At 43.8% G+C, this 17,252-nt stretch carries 15 protein-coding genes; 10 read left to right on the top strand and 5 right to left on the bottom strand.

Annotation, left to right across the window (positions count from 1 at the left end; genetic code table 11):
• The 8 genes from ftsY to BET10_RS11670 form a co-directional block, all read left to right on the top strand.
• A partial coding sequence (gene ftsY, locus BET10_RS21160) for a signal recognition particle-docking protein FtsY (RefSeq protein ID WP_240503682.1) occupies positions 1–1,301 on the top strand: 1,301 nt, incomplete at its 5' end.
• Between the two features lie 73 nt (positions 1,302–1,374).
• On the top strand, positions 1,375–2,046 hold the full coding sequence (ftsE, locus tag BET10_RS11700) for a cell division ATP-binding protein FtsE (protein WP_070985765.1): 672 nt from the start codon (positions 1,375–1,377) through the stop codon (positions 2,044–2,046).
• Positions 2,047–2,048: 2 nt separating this feature from the next.
• On the top strand, positions 2,049–3,035 hold the full coding sequence (gene ftsX / locus BET10_RS11695) for a permease-like cell division protein FtsX (protein ID WP_070985764.1): 987 nt from the start codon (positions 2,049–2,051) through the stop codon (positions 3,033–3,035).
• Positions 3,036–3,312: 277 nt separating this feature from the next.
• Positions 3,313–4,176: an RNA polymerase sigma factor RpoH gene (gene rpoH / locus BET10_RS11690; RefSeq protein ID WP_070985763.1), complete on the top strand. Its 864-nt coding sequence runs from the start codon at positions 3,313–3,315 to the stop codon at positions 4,174–4,176.
• A 137-nt stretch (positions 4,177–4,313) separates the two neighbouring features.
• The gene (locus tag BET10_RS11685) at positions 4,314–5,051 is read left to right on the top strand and encodes a 1-acylglycerol-3-phosphate O-acyltransferase (protein ID WP_070985762.1); all 738 of its coding nucleotides are present in this window, start codon (positions 4,314–4,316) and stop codon (positions 5,049–5,051) included.
• Entirely contained in the window at positions 5,026–5,361 is a 336-nt protein-coding gene (gene rraB / locus BET10_RS11680) for a ribonuclease E inhibitor RraB (RefSeq protein WP_070985761.1), read from the top strand. The genes BET10_RS11685 and rraB overlap by 26 nt, the downstream gene beginning before the upstream one ends.
• A gap of 190 nt (positions 5,362–5,551) precedes the next feature.
• A complete protein-coding gene (locus BET10_RS11675; RefSeq protein ID WP_070985760.1) occupies positions 5,552–6,841 on the top strand; it encodes a cyclic di-GMP phosphodiesterase in 1,290 nt (429 codons plus the stop codon).
• Positions 6,842–7,362: 521 nt separating this feature from the next.
• Positions 7,363–8,628 carry an outer membrane protein transport protein gene (locus BET10_RS11670; protein WP_070985759.1) on the top strand — a complete coding sequence of 422 codons (1,266 nt, stop codon included), beginning with the start codon at positions 7,363–7,365 and terminating at the stop codon, positions 8,626–8,628.
• Positions 8,629–8,674: 46 nt separating this feature from the next.
• Here the strand turns inward: BET10_RS11670 and BET10_RS11665 are convergent, their stop codons facing one another.
• From BET10_RS11665 to pepA, 4 genes are all read right to left on the bottom strand, one after another.
• Positions 8,675–9,112, bottom strand: a complete 438-nt coding sequence (locus BET10_RS11665) for a hypothetical protein (protein WP_070985758.1) — start codon at positions 9,110–9,112, stop codon at positions 8,675–8,677.
• 96 nt (positions 9,113–9,208) lie between these two features.
• Positions 9,209–12,055, bottom strand: a complete 2,847-nt coding sequence (locus BET10_RS11660) for a valine--tRNA ligase (protein ID WP_070985757.1) — start codon at positions 12,053–12,055, stop codon at positions 9,209–9,211.
• A gap of 23 nt (positions 12,056–12,078) precedes the next feature.
• Positions 12,079–12,525 carry a DNA polymerase III subunit chi gene (locus BET10_RS11655; RefSeq protein WP_070985756.1) on the bottom strand — a complete coding sequence of 149 codons (447 nt, stop codon included), beginning with the start codon at positions 12,523–12,525 and terminating at the stop codon, positions 12,079–12,081.
• A 114-nt stretch (positions 12,526–12,639) separates the two neighbouring features.
• On the bottom strand, positions 12,640–14,148 hold the full coding sequence (pepA, locus tag BET10_RS11650) for a leucyl aminopeptidase (RefSeq protein ID WP_070985755.1): 1,509 nt from the start codon (positions 14,146–14,148) through the stop codon (positions 12,640–12,642).
• A gap of 198 nt (positions 14,149–14,346) precedes the next feature.
• Here pepA and lptF point away from each other — a divergent pair, with 198 nt between their 5' ends.
• Complete coding sequence (gene lptF, locus BET10_RS11645; RefSeq protein WP_070985754.1) at positions 14,347–15,459, top strand: LPS export ABC transporter permease LptF; 1,113 nt, start codon at positions 14,347–14,349, stop codon at positions 15,457–15,459.
• Positions 15,456–16,523 (top strand): LPS export ABC transporter permease LptG, encoded by a 1,068-nt coding sequence (gene lptG, locus BET10_RS11640; RefSeq protein ID WP_070985753.1) that lies wholly within the window; start codon positions 15,456–15,458, stop codon positions 16,521–16,523. The genes lptF and lptG overlap by 4 nt, the downstream gene beginning before the upstream one ends.
• Before the next feature lie 47 nt (positions 16,524–16,570).
• Here the strand turns inward: lptG and BET10_RS11635 are convergent, their stop codons facing one another.
• Positions 16,571–17,068, bottom strand: a complete 498-nt coding sequence (locus BET10_RS11635) for an RDD family protein (protein WP_070985752.1) — start codon at positions 17,066–17,068, stop codon at positions 16,571–16,573.
• Positions 17,069–17,252 lie beyond the last annotated feature (184 nt).

The following is a 17,252-nucleotide window of genomic DNA, read 5'->3' as shown; positions in this document are numbered from 1 at the left end:
AAGCACAGGCGGAAAAGGCGGCAGCAGAAGAAGCAGAGCGTCAGCGCCTCGCAGATGAAGCCGAAGCCAAAGCACAGGCAGAAAAGGCGGCAGCAGAAGAAGCAGGGCGTCAACGGCTCGCAGCAGAAGCCCAAGCCAAAGCACAGGCTGAAAAAGCAGCAGCAGAAGAAGCTGAGCGTCAGCGCCTAGCAGCAGAAGCCGAAGCCAAAGCACAGGCTGAAAAATCGGCAGCAGAAGAAGCTGAGCGTCAACGACTCGCAGATGAAGCCGAAGCCAAAGCACAGGCGGAAAAGGCGGCAGCAGAAGAAGCAGAGCGTCAACGCCTAGCAGCAGAAGCCAAAGCACAGGCGGAAAAGGCTGCTTTGGATGATAAGCCAAAGAAAGAAGGCTTTTTCTCTAGACTAAAAAAAGGATTACTGAAAACCAAAGTAAACCTAGGATCTGGTATTGCGTCAATCTTCAAAGGCAAGAAGATTGACGATGAGTTATTCGAAGAACTAGAAACACAGTTATTAACGGCTGACTTGGGTGTTGATACCACCATGAAGCTCATCGACAACCTAACCGATGCAGCCGATCGCAAACAGCTAAAAGATGGTGATGCACTATACGAATTAATGAAGCAAGAAATGGCCGAACTGCTCAAAGAAGCTGAGCAGCCGCTGGAGATCCCAAAGGATAAAAAACCATTTGTGATTTTAATGGTGGGCGTTAATGGTGTAGGTAAAACCACTACCATTGGTAAAATGGCCAAGCAATTTCAGCAACAGGGTAAATCTGTTATGTTGGCAGCAGGTGATACTTTTCGTGCGGCAGCTGTAGAACAATTACAAGTATGGGGAGAGCGTAATGATATCCCTGTCGTTGCACAGCACACAGGCGCTGACAGTGCCTCTGTAGTGTTTGACGCGTTTCAAGCTTCACAGGCTCGCAACATCGATGTATTGATAGCAGATACCGCTGGTCGTCTACAAAACAAAGACAACTTAATGCAAGAGCTGGAAAAAATCGCTCGTGTTATGAAAAAGCTTGACCCTGATGCGCCACATGAGGTCATGCTGACAATTGATGCTGGTACAGGTCAAAATGCTATCAGCCAAGTTAACCTATTCAACCAAGCAGTAGGTTTGACAGGTATTACTTTGACTAAGTTAGATGGCACCGCAAAGGGTGGGGTTATCTTCGCTGTTGCCGACAAGTTCCAAGTGCCTATTCGCTATATTGGTGTGGGCGAAGGGATAGATGATTTGCGCACATTTAAAAGCGATGACTTTATCGAAGCATTATTTAGCAACGATTAAGCGTAAAGTAAGATATGGGGAGACAGAGTGCTCCCTTTCTTTGGTCTAAAACACAATTATAAGCAGGCCTAACATGATCAAATTTGACCAAGTCAGTAAAACGTACCCAGGTGGTCATCGAGCTTTGGAGAAAGTCAGCTTTGAGCTGGGCAATGGTGAGCTCGCCTTTTTGACAGGCCACAGTGGTGCGGGTAAAAGTACCTTATTAAAGTTGATCAGCGTTATGGAACGACCCTCTGCTGGACGTGTGTCTATTAATGGGGTTGACTTAAATGGGGTTAGTAATCGTCAAATCCCTTTTGTACGCAGAGATATTGGTATCATTTTTCAAAATCACCGCTTACTTGAACGTTACAATGTATTTGACAATGTAGCGCTGCCACTGGTGATTGAAGGAATGCACCACAAGCACATTGCGAAGCGAGTTCATGCGGCGTTAGATAAAGTCGGGCTGCTTGATAAAGTTCGATGTCAACCAAGTACGTTATCAGGCGGGGAGCAACAACGTGTTGGTATTGCCCGTGCTATCGTTAATTCCCCTCCATTACTTTTGGCTGATGAACCAACTGGTAACTTAGACCCTGAACTGTCGATGGAAATACTGCGTTTGTTCGAAGATTTTAATCGTCACGGCACAGCAGTACTCATCGCGACCCATGACTTGGGACTCATTGCACGAATGAAATACCGTAGTTTGACTTTGAATCATGGCCGTTTAAGCCAAGATCCATTGATGGAGGAATAGCGATGAGTTTACTTTTCAAAGGCAGAGAAGCACAAACTAGCAGCCAAAGTAAATCTTGGATTATGAGGTGCTACTTTTTTGTATTGACTGTGTTTCGCCAAGGCATCAATTCGTTAGGAGAAATGTGGCGTACACCGATGGCGTCATTGATGACTATTTTGGTGCTGGGGCTAAGTCTTACCCTACCTGCTACTTTGTACATTGTTGTTAAAAACGTACAACAGGTAAGCAGTGGCTTTAGTGATGCCGCCGAAATCTCCTTATTTGTAAAAGATTCAATGACTGAACAACAAACTCAGACTTTGGTTAAACGTTTAGCGCTTTATCCGGAAGTGGATGACGTTAAACTGATTTCCAAATCGAAGGCACTGGAAGAGTTCAAGCGTGTGTCGGGGTTCGGTCAGGCGTTAGACTATCTCGAAGAAAACCCGCTGCCTAATGTGGTGCTTGTTACTCCAACCAGCCGTTATCGCAAACCACAAGCCGCGCAGCAATTGCTAGACAAATTAGAAGGTGAAAGAGAAGTTGAGTTTGGCAAACTGGATATAGAGTGGCTAGAGCGTCTCAACGCTTTGTTAAGTTTACTCAAAGAAAGTGTTGTAACGATCGCATTGCTGCTGCTCAGTGCGGTGATCTTAATTATCGGTAATACCATACGTTTATCTATTATGGATAAGAAGGAAGAGATCCAAGTGCTTAAACTTGTCGGTGCGACTAACACCTTTATTCATACCCCATTTATCTGGACTGGGATATGGTATGGCATTGTCGGTGGCTTGGTCGCATTTATGAGTGTTGCTATGATGTTGTGGTGGCTGGAATCCGCAGTTTCTATGGTTGCAGGTGTATACCAAAGTTCATTTGTTCTACAAGGTCTCAACGGCAATGAACTACTGACGTTATTGCTGTTGGCGGTTATGTTGGGCTTTGGCGGATCATTCCTATCAGTGCATCGTTACATTAAAGACATTGAACCTGATAAGGTATAGACTGCAAAAATTAGCACTTGAGTGCCAATACGATGTTATTCAAGTGCTTGTGTCTAGTCATAATTAATTCATAAAAACTAGTTATGCTGCCGTTGAGCAGGTAAGCCTACCTTCCTAAATCTATTTTTTTATCCTATTTAAATCAATTGTTTAGTTTCTTTAGGAAAAGAATGAAGAAAATACTTGCATTTTCTTTATAAAAAGTATTATATACACATTAGCACTCTTGCTTAAAGAGTGCTAAAATGGACTGAAATATTTATCACTGAGGTGAAAAATGAGTAAAGATATATATGCATTAGCACTAACAGCTGGACAACAAAGCGCAAGCTTAGATGGTTACTTACAAACTGTGAGTGCTATTCCTATGCTTGATGCTGAGCAAGAAAAAGTGTTGGCCACTCGCCTTCAACAAGAAGGTGATTTGGAAGCTGCTAAAAAGCTTATCGTTTCTCACCTTCGCTTTGTTGCCCACATTGCAAAAAGTTACGCGGGTTATGGCCTGCCTCAAGCAGACCTTATCCAAGAGGGTAATATTGGTCTGATGAAGGCTGTTAAACGTTTTAACCCTGAGGTAGGTGTAAGACTTGTTTCATTTGCAGTGCACTGGATCAAAGCAGAAATTCATGAGTATGTGCTAAAAAACTGGCGCATAGTGAAAGTTGCTACAACTAAAGCACAGCGTAAATTGTTCTTTAACCTTCGTAAAAACAAAAAGCGTCTTGGCTGGTTTAACCAAGAAGAAGTGACTACAGTTGCTAACGAGTTGGGGGTCAGTGAAAAAGAAGTCCGTGAAATGGAATCTCGTATGAGTGGACAAGACATGGGTTTTGACTTGACTCAAGATGACAATGACGACTCTCCAGCAAGCAGCTACTCACCAGTCCAGTACCTAACAGACTCAAACAGCGATTTAGCTGAAGTCATTGAGCAGGAACAGTGGCAAGAGCAATCGGAAAACCGTTTGTTTTCTGCACTTAAAACTCTGGATGAGCGTTCTCAGGATATCGTAAGCGCCCGTTGGTTAGCGGATGAAAAAGCAACATTGCAAGACTTAGCTGAGAAATACAATGTATCTGCTGAGCGTGTACGTCAGCTAGAGAAGTCAGCAATGAAAAAGCTGCAACTTGCAATGAGTTGATTAATTTATTGAATTTAAAAAAGCCGCTACTCGTTAGCGGCTTTTTCATTTTTGTGGATAAAGTAATCCGATATTTGAGCTTACAAGTGTTCGCTATATTGATTATAATGCGCCTTCGAAAATGAGGAGACACAATTTTGTTGGCAGTATTACGTATCGTAGCGATGGCGTTGTTTATTATCTTTAGCTGTATCCTAGGGCTATTATTATGCATCGTTCGTCCATTTCATCCCAATAATGTACACACCATCGCGAGCTGGTTTGGTAAAATGTCTAAGGTGATAGGCGTTAAGTTGACCGTATCGAGGCATCCAGATAGTGTAGATATAGGGCCTGCGGTGTATGTAGCTAACCATCAAAATAACTATGACCTGTTTACTTTACCAGCAGTCGTGCCAGAAAAAACAGTGAGTATGGGTAAGAAAAGCTTAAAGTGGATCCCATTTTTTGGTCAGCTATATTGGCTATCTGGTAATATTCTCATCAATCGTAGCAACCGCTCTAAAGCGGTAGGTACTTTGGGCAAATCAGCTGCAAAGATCAAAAGCAAAGGCTTGTCACTTTGGATGTTTCCAGAAGGAACGCGAAGCTATGGGCGTGGCTTATTGCCATTTAAAACAGGGGCCTTTCACACTGCATTGAATGCACAGGTTCCGGTTGTTCCGGTGTGTATGAACAGCACACATAATAGTATTAAACTAAACCGTTGGGACAATGGTACAATCTATATTGATATTTTAGCGCCGGTTTATTTAGATGAACAAATCAGCGCTCGTGAACATGCTCAGGCAATACATGCATTGATGGCACAGCGTATTGCCTTGCTTGATGAAAAAGTGAGAGAGAAGAATGGAAAACTGGCGCGAAATAAGTGAAGACATTGTTGATTCGCTTTTAGAAGATGGCTCCGCGACTGATAAGCTGTACGAAGTAGAGCATCATTTTGTGTGTGAAGACTTCAAAAAATTGGAAAATGCTGCATTGGCTGCATTTAAGCTAGGCTATGATGTGGAAGACCCAGCTGAACTTGAGTTAGAAGATGGCAGCAAAATCTGGGGATTTGATATTGTTGTCGAAGTGGAATTAGACGCTGACGTCATTATGGAAGATGTAGATAAGTTGGTCGCACTCGCTCAGGAACACAATGTTGAATATGATGGCTGGGGAACTTATTTTCAAGAATAAGTGACTTTATAAGCCATTCTAGTCTATCAAGGTGCCAAATACCGTTGGCACCTTCAAAACCTCTGTTTTAGTGCCATTCTTTAGTCAACTTCTAATAGTTAATCATTATTTAATGAATGAAATATAGACTATTTATACCGAAAAGTGCTATTAATCGTACTTGTTGTATTTATCTTGATTGAATCCAGTTATGCGAGTCACACTCCCTATTTCGGAACTCAAACCAGGCATGTTTGTGGATAGTGTTCACAAGCAGCGTTCAGATGCGGGTGTGAAAATTAAATCCAGAGGTTTAGTTCGTGATCAGGGGATCATTAGTCGTTTGCTCGATGAAGGTGTTTTAGAGCTGAATATCGATTTCTCACTGAGCGAAATAGCCGTTCCAGAAAAATACCAGATCAATGAAGAAACCGTCGAACGTAATACACCTGAATCTAAGTTTATAGAGGCTAAGCAAAGAAGGAGACGCAGAGGCCAACACCAAGAAGAGGCAAAAGCGCGCTCAAACAAAAAGCCAGATCAGGACAGTGAGACAAACTCTCTCGAAAAAGAATTTTTGATAGCCAGCCAAGCTTTTGACATGCATAACCGGAAAATTCAGGTTCTTTACGGTGACATCACATCAGGTATGAAAGTCGATGTTGGTTTAATCAATCAAGTCAGTAAAGAGATTGTTGAGTCCGTCCTGAGAAACAGTAATGCAATGACTATCTTAACGCGCTTGCAAGATAGGGAGGGGTATAATTGGCGTCACATGGTTAACTGCGCGATTTTGATCAGTGTGTTTGCGAAATATTTGGGTGTTAAGCAGGCGACTATTGAGCAACTTGCCATGGGAGCGATGCTGCATGACGTTGGACACGCTCGCCTACCTCAGGGTTTAGTCAATAAACGAGACAAGCTGAACGAAATGGAGTTCAAAGCGGTTAAAAAGCATGTGGTACATTCATTGGGTTTGGTCAAAGGCGAGGCTGGGATCACACCGCTTATTATGGATATGATAGTGAATCATCATGAACGAGTTGATGGTTCAGGGTATCCGCGTGGTTTGCAAGGCAATAAAATAAGTAAAGCAGCACGCATGATGGCCATTGTTGATGTGTACGATGCAATGACGTCAGAAAGGCCTTATCAACAAGGCGAAGAGCCCGTACATGCGCTCAGGCACTTACTATCAAATAAAGAGCAATTTGACCCTGAGTTAGTACAACGTTTTATCAAGTGTTTAGGTGTTCATCCTGTGGGGTCAATCGTAAAGCTGACCAATGAACGATTAGCGCTTGTTTTAGAGGGGAATCAACACGCTCCTACATCACCAAAAGTGCGGGTGTTTTACAATACCAAGCATATGCATCATATTACTGCCAAAGAGCTTGACTTGAGTGCGGAAGATCATGATATTAAAGTCATCGCCAGCATTAGCCCGCTTGACTATCAAATCAACTTATCTCGTTTGTTAAAAGATCACCTCCTAGTTTAGCCTCATTGTAGCGTAATCGTTTAGACAAGCCAGTAAGTAGTGTTGCGCCAATTAAGCAGCATGTGGTCAATACCAACCATACCAGCGTTCCCTTATGGCTATGTAGAGCCAAGCAACAAAACACCAATGAGCACAATGAGAAAAGAATACAGCCAAGCCAGTAGAGGCTAATAGGGTTGTCGCATTGTCCTGAGTGATGGCATGCGCAGAATGTTGCTTTGTTCCAAAAGTAAACGCTTAGTCCCGAAAAGAACAGCGCAAACAATATCATTAGCAGCATCTTCTTTATTCCTTAATTGGCAGCTGTGAATCAAGTGTAAGTAATTTTATAACTCACGTCAATGCAAATGGTAATCAATATCATTTGGTTGTGTGGGAACAAAAGAAGCGATTAATAAACAAGCATCGATGTAAATTTGTTCGTTTGAATAGAGTATTGTCTCGAAAATGCAGCTTTTTTTCTGAGATTTAGGTAGTGTGTCAGCGTTTTAAAAATGTGAATGTACACGTGGGATTTATAAATGTCTTTATTTAAAAAAACGATATTAGCATCAAGTTTGATGTGTGTTTCTTCAGGCGCTTTTGCGGCAGCATTTCAATTGGCTGAGCAGAGTGTATCGGGCTTGGGTCGCGCGTATGCGGGAGAAGCCTCAGTTGCTGATGATGCTTCTGTTGTAGCTCGTAACCCAGCATTAATGAGCCAGTTTGATAGTGCTCAGCTGTCGGTTGCTGCGATGTTTGTGGAGCCAGATGTTAGTCTAACAGGCACCTCTACGAATAATGGTATGGACGAAGCACTGCTAGATGAAAGCAGTATTGCGCCAAGTGCTATAGTGCCTGCTGCGTATTATCTACAGCCGATCTCAAACGACTGGTTTGTAGGTGTGGGCGTCTACTCACAGTTTGGTTTAGCAACTGAGTTTGCGGCGGATTATGCAGCAGGTCAATTGGCGGGTGAAACCGAAATTGTGACGGTAAATACTAACCTAAGTGCGGCATACAAGGTATCACCTGATCTGACGGTGGCATTTGGTGTTAACCACGTGTATGCCGATGCTAAAGTGATCCGTAACTTTGGTGCATCTATGTTACCTGTGCCTGCGCAAACACAAGCGGTGCATTTAGAAGGGGACGATCAGGGTTATGGCTGGAATATAGGACTGAGCTATCAGCTAGATCAAGATAGTCGTTTTGGTTTTAACTACCGTAGCGAGACTAAGATCGTATTTGATGGTGAGTTTAGCAATCAGCTACCAGCGGGAGCACCTTTTTACGGTACTGCCGGCACTTCGTTACCGGGATCGTTAGAATTAACCTTACCTGCTATAGCTGAGCTTTCGGGCAGCCATCAAGTAAGCGAGCACAGTGCGCTTCATTACAGTGTGTTGTGGACTGGTTGGTCTAGCTTTAAAACGTTAGAAGCACAAGTTGATGGGCGTGGCGTGGTATTTAGCAAAGATGAGAACTTCTCAAACTCACTGCGTTATTCCGTAGGGGCCGATCACCAATACAATGAATCTTTGAAGCTGCGTGTGGGTATTGCTTATGATGAGTCTCCAGCGGACCCATATCATATGTCAATTTCTATCCCAGATACGGATAGACTTTGGTATTCATTTGGTGCCGAATATCAACTATCAAAAACCAGCTCAGTGGATTTAGGTGTGAGTATTTTACGTGGTAAGACACAAAACTTTGTAGAAACTGATAACTTAGGGCAGGCTTGGGGTTTTGAATCTAAAGGCCATGCAACGGTTGCTGGTTTGCAGTACAACATGAGTTTTTAAGTTAAAAATCCATGTAGGATAGGGTATTGAATACCCTATCCGAAAATTAGAATTTGTAGCCGATATGAATACCAGCTGTGCCTTCTAGTGAGTTAGTATCTTTTCTTGGACACAGTACCAAACAGTCACCATCATCCTCTTGTACTCCCAGACTGGCACCAATTACAAAGCCTGAGTTATCAAAGCCATTGAAGTGATAATTTAGCTTTGTGACAATATAACCATCTTCTGCGTATCCAACCTGTTGACCAAGTGTTACACCAACGCTGAGTTGCTCGTTGACTTTATACTCATAACCTAGCGCATAGCCAATAATGCCAAAAGAAGCACTAGCGAAGTGGTTTTCGCTTATCTGTGTCTGGTACTTGGCTCCAACGTGTCCACCGTATTCAAATAAGCCCATTCCTGCAGACCAACTACTTTGTGCCGCTACATTATGCGAAGCACACAGCAGTAATGCTAAGAGCACCTGACGAGTTTTCATATGATTTCCTTTGAAAATCGGGATGCTAACAGATTAAACCTATTATAGAAACAAAAAACGCGGGCAAGGCCCGCGTTTTCATCTGTGTAAATGCGATTACAGACTTTCGATTTTTGCCTTTTGCTCAAGCAGCTTGGCTTTTGCATCAGAGAACTCTGCTAACTTTTCTTTCTCTTTGGCCAATACAGCCTCAGGTGCGTTGTTAACAAACTTCTCATTAGCAAGCTTTTTCTCTACTTGCTCTAGGCCTTTTTCTGCTTTCTCAAGCTGCTTCGCGATACGTGCTAGTTCAGCATCCACATCAATCAGACCCGCCATTGGGATTAGGATTTCTAAGTTCCCGATAAACGCGGTGGCTGATGCTGGTGCCTCATTGGCATTATCAAGCACAGTAAATGTTTCTAACTTAGCCAGTGAGCTCAAGAACGCTTTGTTGTCTTCCAGACGACGTAAATCTTGCTCACCCGCTTTAGCGAGCAATACATTCAGTGGTTTATTCGGGCTGATATCCATCTCACCACGGATGTTTCTGATGGCTAGAATAAATTGTTTCACCCACTCAAGGTCGGCCATTGCAGTTTCATCCACTAGGCTTGCATCGTACATAGGGAAGCTTTCTAACATGATGGTCTTTGCATCAATACCAGCAAGTGGCGCAACACGACGCCAAATGGTTTCAGTAATGTAAGGCATCAATGGGTGCATCAGGCGCAGTAGGCCTTCTAGTACTGTGATCAGCGTGTGGCGAGTACCACGTTGTTGTACTTCGCTGCCTTTAAATAGAATCGGTTTGGTCAGCTCCAAGTACCAGTCACAGAATTGGTTCCAAGTGAATTCGTAGATGGTATTTGCGGCAAGGTCAAAACGGTAATTATCAAGGTGCTCAGTAAATGTTTTAACGGTATTTTGGAATTGCCCCAAAATCCAGCGATCAGCAAGTGAATAAGCTTTTTCACTGTCATTGAATCCACAGTCTTGTTCTTCTGTGTTCATCAACACGTAGCGACTTGCATTCCAAAGTTTGTTACAGAAGTTGCGGTAACCTTCTAAACGGTTCATATCCCAGTTGATGTCACGACCCGTTGACGCCATGGCTGCCAGCGTGAATCGCAACGCATCAGTACCGTGAGGCTCAATACCTTCGACAAACGTTTTACGTGTATTCTTTTCGATTTTTTTAGCCAGCTGTGGCTGCATCATGTTGCCGGTACGCTTTTCAACAAGGCTCTCAAGGTCGATACCATCGATCATATCAAGCGGGTCTAACACGTTACCTTTAGACTTTGACATTTTGTCGCCGTTTTCGTCACGAATAAGGCCCGTCACATACACGGTTTTAAATGGTACTTGCGGCTTGCCATTTTCATCTTTGATGAAGTGCATGGTCATCATGATCATACGGGCAACCCAGAAGAAAATGATATCAAAGCCAGTTACAAGCGTATCAGATGGGTGGAATACACGAAGATCATCGGTGTTCTGTGGCCAGCCTAGCGTTGAGAAAGTCCACAGTGCAGATGAGAACCAGGTATCAAGTACGTCCTCATCCTGTGTCAGCGCTACATCATCTGCGATGTTGTTTTCACGGCGAACTTCTGCTTCATCACGGCCAACAAACACGTTGCCTTGTGCATCGTACCATGCTGGAATGCGGTGTCCCCACCAAAGCTGGCGAGAAATACACCAGTCTTGTACGTCACGCATCCAAGAGAAATACATGTTTTCATACTGCTTAGGCACGAATTGAATTTCACCGTTTTCAACCGCTTCGGTTGCCACTTTTGCAAGCGGTGCCACACGCACATACCACTGATCAGTCAGCAATGGCTCAATAACAACGCCAGAGCGGTCACCATAAGGAACTGTTAGGCTATGATCATCAATCTTTTCGAGTAAACCTGCTTGTTCGAATTCTTCAACAACGAGCTTACGCGCATCAAAACGATCTAAGCCGTGGAAGCGCTCTGGAATTGGTGCGTCTAACTCAAGCGCTTTACCATCAAAAGTGTATGTTTCGCCAGTTGTGAGTATTGCTGCGTCTTTATTAAACACATTGATCATTGGTAACTGATGGCGTTTGCCCACTTCGTTATCATTGAAATCATGAGCAGGTGTAATTTTTACGCAACCTGTGCCTTTTTCCATATCAGCGTGCTCATCAGCAACGATGGGAATGCGGCGGTTAACGATAGGTAATAGTACTTCTTTACCCACTAAGTGCTGATAACGCTCATCATCAGGGTTTACAGCAACGCCCGTATCACCCAGCATGGTTTCGGGACGCGTTGTGGCAACCACGATGTAGTCTTTACCATCAAGCGTTTTTGCGCCATCAGCAAGAGGGTAGCGCAGATTCCACATATGACCTTGTTTATCTTTATTTTCTACTTCAAGGTCTGAAATGGCAGTGTGCAGTTTAGGATCCCAGTTAACTAAGCGCTTACCGCGATAAATGAGGTCTTCTTTGTGCAGGCGAACAAAAACTTCTTTTACGGCTTCTGATAGACCATCATCCATCGTAAAGCGTTCACGATCCCAATCCACAGAGGCACCTAAGCGGCGCAACTGCTTAGTAATGGTGCCACCTGATTGAGCTTTCCACTGCCAGATTTTATCAATGAATGCATCACGGCCTAAGTCGTGACGCGTTTTACCTTCTTCGGCAGCAAGTTTACGCTCGACAACCATTTGTGTTGCAATACCTGCGTGGTCGGTGCCTACTTGCCATAAAGTATTGTTACCTTGCATACGCTTGTAGCGAATCAAAGTATCCATGATGGTGTCTTGGAAGGCATGTCCCATATGTAGGCTACCTGTGACATTGGGCGGCGGGATCATGATCGAATATGCATCGCCTTTACCTGATGGCTTGAAATAGCCATTTTCTTCCCAGTCTTGATATAAAGACTGTTCTATATCTTGTGGATTATAGGTTTTATCCATTTCACAGAACCTTAATAAATACTTTAATTTTCAATTTCTTTGGTTGAAATACTGGCGCCAAGTTGACGTAAGTGCTTAAACCGTTCTCGTGCCGCTTGGGTTGCTTGTGGCTCGGCAGGTACAAAATCATATACCTGAGCAAAGCGACGAATAAAGTCGGGTAACTTTGTGGCCAGATTGATCAGCACAGTGCGACGACCAACCGGAGGTGTTTGCCCAATCTCAACAGGGGCACCTCCTTTTGGGCCTTCCCCTTGTAGATTGTGCGGCACAAAGCTGTCGGCTTCAAAACACCATAAGTGCTCATCGATCGCATGGGCATCTTCAACTGAATCAACATAAATAAATATGCGTTGACCCGCTCTATATTGCTTGGCTGCCGCTCGAGCAGCTAGATCAAAATGAGCCGGTAGTTTAGCGTCCGGCTCATTATCATGCTTTAACACATAAAAGCGTGCATTGATGGTCATGGCATCGACTTCATTATGGGCGGTTATTCTGTATTACTACAGGCAAAACTCAGCGTTCAAAATAAAGCCGCATTTTGACACAGAAACCCCATGCCATCAATCGCCGCAGTAGGGTTAATCTTGTTGTATGTCGGTGGCATTCACTCGGTTGAGCAAGTATTGCATTAACATTGGAACAGGCCTACCTGTTGCGCCTTTGTTTTTGCCACTGCGCCAAGCGGTGCCTGCAATATCTAAATGTGCCCAATTATACTTTTTAGTGAACTTAGATAAGAAACATGCTGCGGTGATAGTCCCAGCAGCGCGTCCACCTAAGTTGGTGAAATCAGCAAATGGGCTTTCAAGTTGCTCTTGGTAATCATCCCACAGTGGCAGTTGCCATGCGCGATCACCACTTTGCTCACCCGCTTTTAACAGATCGTGTGCAAGTGGGTTATGGCTAGATAATAAGCCAGTCGCATGGGCACCAAGGGCGGTGATGCAGGCGCCTGTCAAAGTAGCAACATCAATGACCGTTTCTGGTTCGAAGGCTTCAACATAAGTGAGTGCGTCACACAAAACCAAACGGCCTTCAGCATCAGTGTTCAGCACCTCGACGGTTTGACCTGACATGGTAGTAAGAATATCTCCTGGGCGATACGCATTAGAACCTGGCATATTTTCGCACCCAGCGAGTACACCGATGACGTTGATGGGTAGTTGCATTTCAACCAGAGCTCGCATTAAGCCTAGCACGCCTGCAGCGCCGCCCATATCATATTTCATCTCATCCATGCCTTCACCCGGTTTGAGTGAAATACCACCTGAATCAAAGGTTAAGCCTTTTCCTACAAATACGATAGGTGCTTGATCTTCAGTGCCACCGTTATAGTGAATAACCGACATCATGGACTCATTCGCACTACCGCGACCAACCGCTAGATAAGAGTGCATCCCTAACTCTTCCATCTCTTGTTCACCGACTAAGTTCACAGAGACATTGGCAAACTCTTCGAGCGATTTGGCTTGTTCACCTAAATAGCGAGGATTGCAGATATTCGGTGGCATGTTGGCAACGTCTTTACACTGCTTGGCACCTGACGCAATCGCCAAACCATGCTCGATTGCAGTTTCACCAATGGTAAGTTCTCGCCTTGTTGGTACATTGAAAACAATTTTACGTAGTGGGCGGCGAGGGTCGACCTTTTTACTTTTAAGCTGATTGAAGGTGTACAAACAGTCTTGAGTTGTTTCAACCGCTTGGCGCACCTTCCAATATGTGTCGCGTCCTTTGACATGTTGCTCCGTGAGAAAGCAGACAGCTTCCATTGAGCCTGTATCATTTAAGGTATTGATCGTTTTTGAAATAATTTGCTTATATTGTTTATCATCAAGCTCACGTTCTTTACCACAGCCCACTAACAATACTCGCTCACTGAGCACGTTTGGTACATGATGTAATAATAATACTTGCCCGGGTTTGCCTTCTAAATCACCACGACGCAATAAATTTGAGATGTAACCATCACTGATCTTATCCAGCTGTTCACCGATCGGAGATAAACGGCGAGGCTCGTATACACCGACGACGATGCAGGCACTGCGCTGTTTCTCTGGGCTGCCACTTTTTACGCTGAATTCCATTGCGACTCCTGAGTCTGAAAGTTATGTCTTTTTGAACTTTATGCCAATGTGATTATCCATACCATAAATGCGCGATTATCTCTGGCGTGTTGGTATAATAATTTAATTTGATGGCATATAATAAACTGACTAAAATAACCAGTTTACTCAAAATCTCCCACTATTCCAGTGAAACACGAAGTTTTATAGGGGCAAACATTGCTAATTTTTCGTTATTTAACTGCTGAGGTATTGAAATCGCAGATCGCCGTGTTTCTCACGTTGATGACGATTTTCCTGTCACAAAAGTTTGTTCGGATCTTAAGTGACGCATCAGATGGCGACCTTCCAGCAAAATTAGTGGCTTCGGTATTAATGCTTAAACTCCCCCAGTTGGCAGTCTATATTCTGCCGTTGAGCTTGTTTTTGGGGATCATATTGGCTTATAGCAGAGTATATGCAGATAGCGAAATGACGGTACTTAGAGCCTGTGGCGTCAGTGAGTGGTATGTTGTCCGTGTGACTTTGGTTTCAAGTGTCTGCTTTGCGATTTTAGCTGGGGCGGTGAGTTTGTATGTCGCCCCATGGGCCTCGGAAAAGGAATATCAGCTTAAAGAACAAGCAGAAGCTGAGTCGGGGTTATCTACGCTCAGGGCGGGGCGCTTCCAACAAACGGGTAATGAAAAAGCGGTGGTGTTTGTTCATAACATCATTGATCAGGGTAAAGAATTAGACAAAGTTTTTGTGGCGCAGTTGCCAAACAAAGATTCTAACCAAGCCGCACGTATCGTATATGCGCAAAAAGGACGCGTGTTGGAGCAAGAAAGTGGCGAGCAACAATTGGTACTTAACGATGGCAAACGCTATGAAACAGATGGCTTGAGTCAGGCGTTAAATAAGACTGAATTTGCAAGCTATCAGGTGCAAATTCGTGAGCAGGTGATAGAACATCAGCGTCGCAAGCTTGAAGCTATCCCAACCTTACAGTTGCTAGAAATGGATACTCCGCAAGCTGCTGCACAATTTCAGTTACGTCTGTCGGTGCCAATCTCAATTATTCTGTTGACGTTATTGGCTGTGCCATTGAGTGTGGTTAATCCAAGGCAAGGTAAATTTGCTAAACTGGTGCCTGCAATAAGCTTGTACTTGGGATATTTCATTTTATTGAACGCGGGTAAATTCTTGGTCGCAGAAGGAAAAATCCCTTCTGCAGTCGGCTTATGGTGGATCCACTTAAGTGTGTTATTTATTGGCGCTTACTTAATTGCTAAAGGGCGTCCATTTGGCGTTTGGGTACGCTCAATCTTTAATAAGCGAGCGTCTGTAGCATGATGAAAACATTAGATTGGTATTTGGGTCGTAGTATTATGCAAACCACAGGGTTTGCCCTGTTGGTATTTGTTGGCATCAATACGCTGATTAAATACATAGAGCAGCTAAAATCGGTTGGCCGCGGTAGCTACGATATGTTGGATGCGATGTTATACACCGTTTACAGTATGCCAGGAGACATCGTGGTATTTTTTCCTATGGCGGCATTGATAGGTGGTTTAACCGGACTGGGTGCCTTAGCCTCCAGTAGTGAATTGGTTGTCATGCAGGCTGCGGGTATGTCGCGGTTGCAAATCATTGGTTCGGTAATGAAAACTGCCATAGTTTTGGCGTTGTGTATGATGGCGCTCGGAGAGTGGGGCGTTCCACAAGCTGAAAAGGCTGCTAAACAGCTACGAAACAACGCTATTTTTGGTGGTGAGGTGTTTAATGCACAAAAAGGTGTGTGGGCCAAAGATGGTAATAACTTTATTAATATCGGAAATATTGAACAGTCTGGGGAGCTAAAAGACGTCAATATATATTACTTCAACGATGCGTTAGAGCTAACCAAGGTCATGCGAGTGGAACGCGGACGAAGTGTGCCTCAGGGTTGGATATTTAGTGGTATTGAAGAAGTCATTATCAGTGAAGATAGGATCAATACATTTTATCGCGAGTCGCAAATATACAACTCTCAACTAACCGCTGAAAAACTTGATGTTGTGTCTATTGATCCTGAGTCCTTATCATTTCGGGGGATATGGTCATATTTATCCTATTTAGAGCAAAACGATCAAGATACCAGTAGTTATGATTTAGCGCTCTGGCGTAAAGTCATGCAACCCTTAACGATAGCTGTGATGTTGCTGGTGGCACTGTCATTTATTTTTGGCCCACTACGTTCTGTGAGCATGGGAGCAAGAATAATTATGGGGGTGGTAACAGGACTTGCATTTCATTTAAGTAATGAAATTTTTGGCCCTATTGTAATGGTTTATGATGTGCCCGCAGTAATGGGGGCGATGATGCCAAGCGTGTTGTTTATTGGTATCGCCAGTTACCTTTTGAAGCGTCAGCAATAAATTATTCAGCCCAAATGCAAATTCTCTTGCACCTGGGCTGTATCACGTCAGTCTAAGCTGTTGTAGACTTTCTTGTTTTCTTCTTTACTTAGTACGACTACACGTGTTTTGCAGATAAGATCTTGTAGAGCGCGTTTGTGTTTTAAATCCACTAAAACCAACAAATTTCCTAAACCACACAAAGCACACAGGCTACGTAACATTGCCACAGGCCAAGACAGCGGTTTTCCAGAGTCTGTTTCTACGCGTAAGCGCCAGGCTCTCATACCGATCGTTTGGCCGCTTTTAGTCCAGAAATAAGCAAAAAATAACACGCTCACCAAGACAAGCAGGGTAGCTCGAATGCCGTATAGCAACGGTGACGCTTGAATATATGCTGACACGTCGGGGTGCGCTCCGAGCCGAAGTAGGTCGGCTGAGATAAACCCTTGAATGATAAGTAGGTAAAGCACAGTTGTTAGCATTGCGAATGCAATCACAACCAAGCCATCATAAATTAGCGATGCTAATCGGCGAAAAAAACCGGCTTTAGGGAACTCAGACATAGACAGACTCTTAGCTAGATCAAACTCAATTAATTTGTGGTGTATTTTACACAAAGGCAAGCGTAATGGCGAAATCATTATAAATGCTAGTTTTCTACCCGCTTTGTACAAATACCAAGCAGTTAACATGCGTAAATAAAAAAATTGCTTGCCGAGTTAAGCGATGTTTGTATAATGCAAAGCA

The sequence above is a fragment of the Pseudoalteromonas amylolytica genome (assembly GCF_001854605.1).
GTDB classification, from domain to species: Bacteria; Pseudomonadota; Gammaproteobacteria; order Enterobacterales; family Alteromonadaceae; genus Pseudoalteromonas; species Pseudoalteromonas amylolytica.
Note: the sequence above shows the minus strand (reverse complement) of the source record. Positions and strands in the feature narration are given on the sequence as shown.

Bases quoted from the DNA above. Each gene is read 5' to 3' on its own strand.
- ftsE (WP_070985765.1), top strand. From the start codon at position 1,375: ATGATCAAATTTGACCAAGTCAGTAAAACGTACCCAGGTGGTCATCGA.
- ftsX (WP_070985764.1), top strand. From the start codon at position 2,049: ATGAGTTTACTTTTCAAAGGCAGAGAAGCACAAACTAGCAGCCAAAGT.
- rpoH (WP_070985763.1), top strand. From the start codon at position 3,313: ATGAGTAAAGATATATATGCATTAGCACTAACAGCTGGACAACAAAGC.
- rraB (WP_070985761.1), top strand. From the start codon at position 5,026: ATGGAAAACTGGCGCGAAATAAGTGAAGACATTGTTGATTCGCTTTTA.
- BET10_RS11675 (WP_070985760.1), top strand. From the start codon at position 5,552: ATGCGAGTCACACTCCCTATTTCGGAACTCAAACCAGGCATGTTTGTG.
- BET10_RS11670 (WP_070985759.1), top strand. From the start codon at position 7,363: ATGTCTTTATTTAAAAAAACGATATTAGCATCAAGTTTGATGTGTGTT.
- BET10_RS11665 (WP_070985758.1), bottom strand. From the start codon at position 9,112: ATGAAAACTCGTCAGGTGCTCTTAGCATTACTGCTGTGTGCTTCGCAT.
- BET10_RS11660 (WP_070985757.1), bottom strand. From the start codon at position 12,055: ATGGATAAAACCTATAATCCACAAGATATAGAACAGTCTTTATATCAA.
- BET10_RS11655 (WP_070985756.1), bottom strand. From the start codon at position 12,525: ATGACCATCAATGCACGCTTTTATGTGTTAAAGCATGATAATGAGCCG.
- pepA (WP_070985755.1), bottom strand. From the start codon at position 14,148: ATGGAATTCAGCGTAAAAAGTGGCAGCCCAGAGAAACAGCGCAGTGCC.
- lptG (WP_070985753.1), top strand. From the start codon at position 15,456: ATGATGAAAACATTAGATTGGTATTTGGGTCGTAGTATTATGCAAACC.
- BET10_RS11635 (WP_070985752.1), bottom strand. From the start codon at position 17,068: ATGTCTGAGTTCCCTAAAGCCGGTTTTTTTCGCCGATTAGCATCGCTA.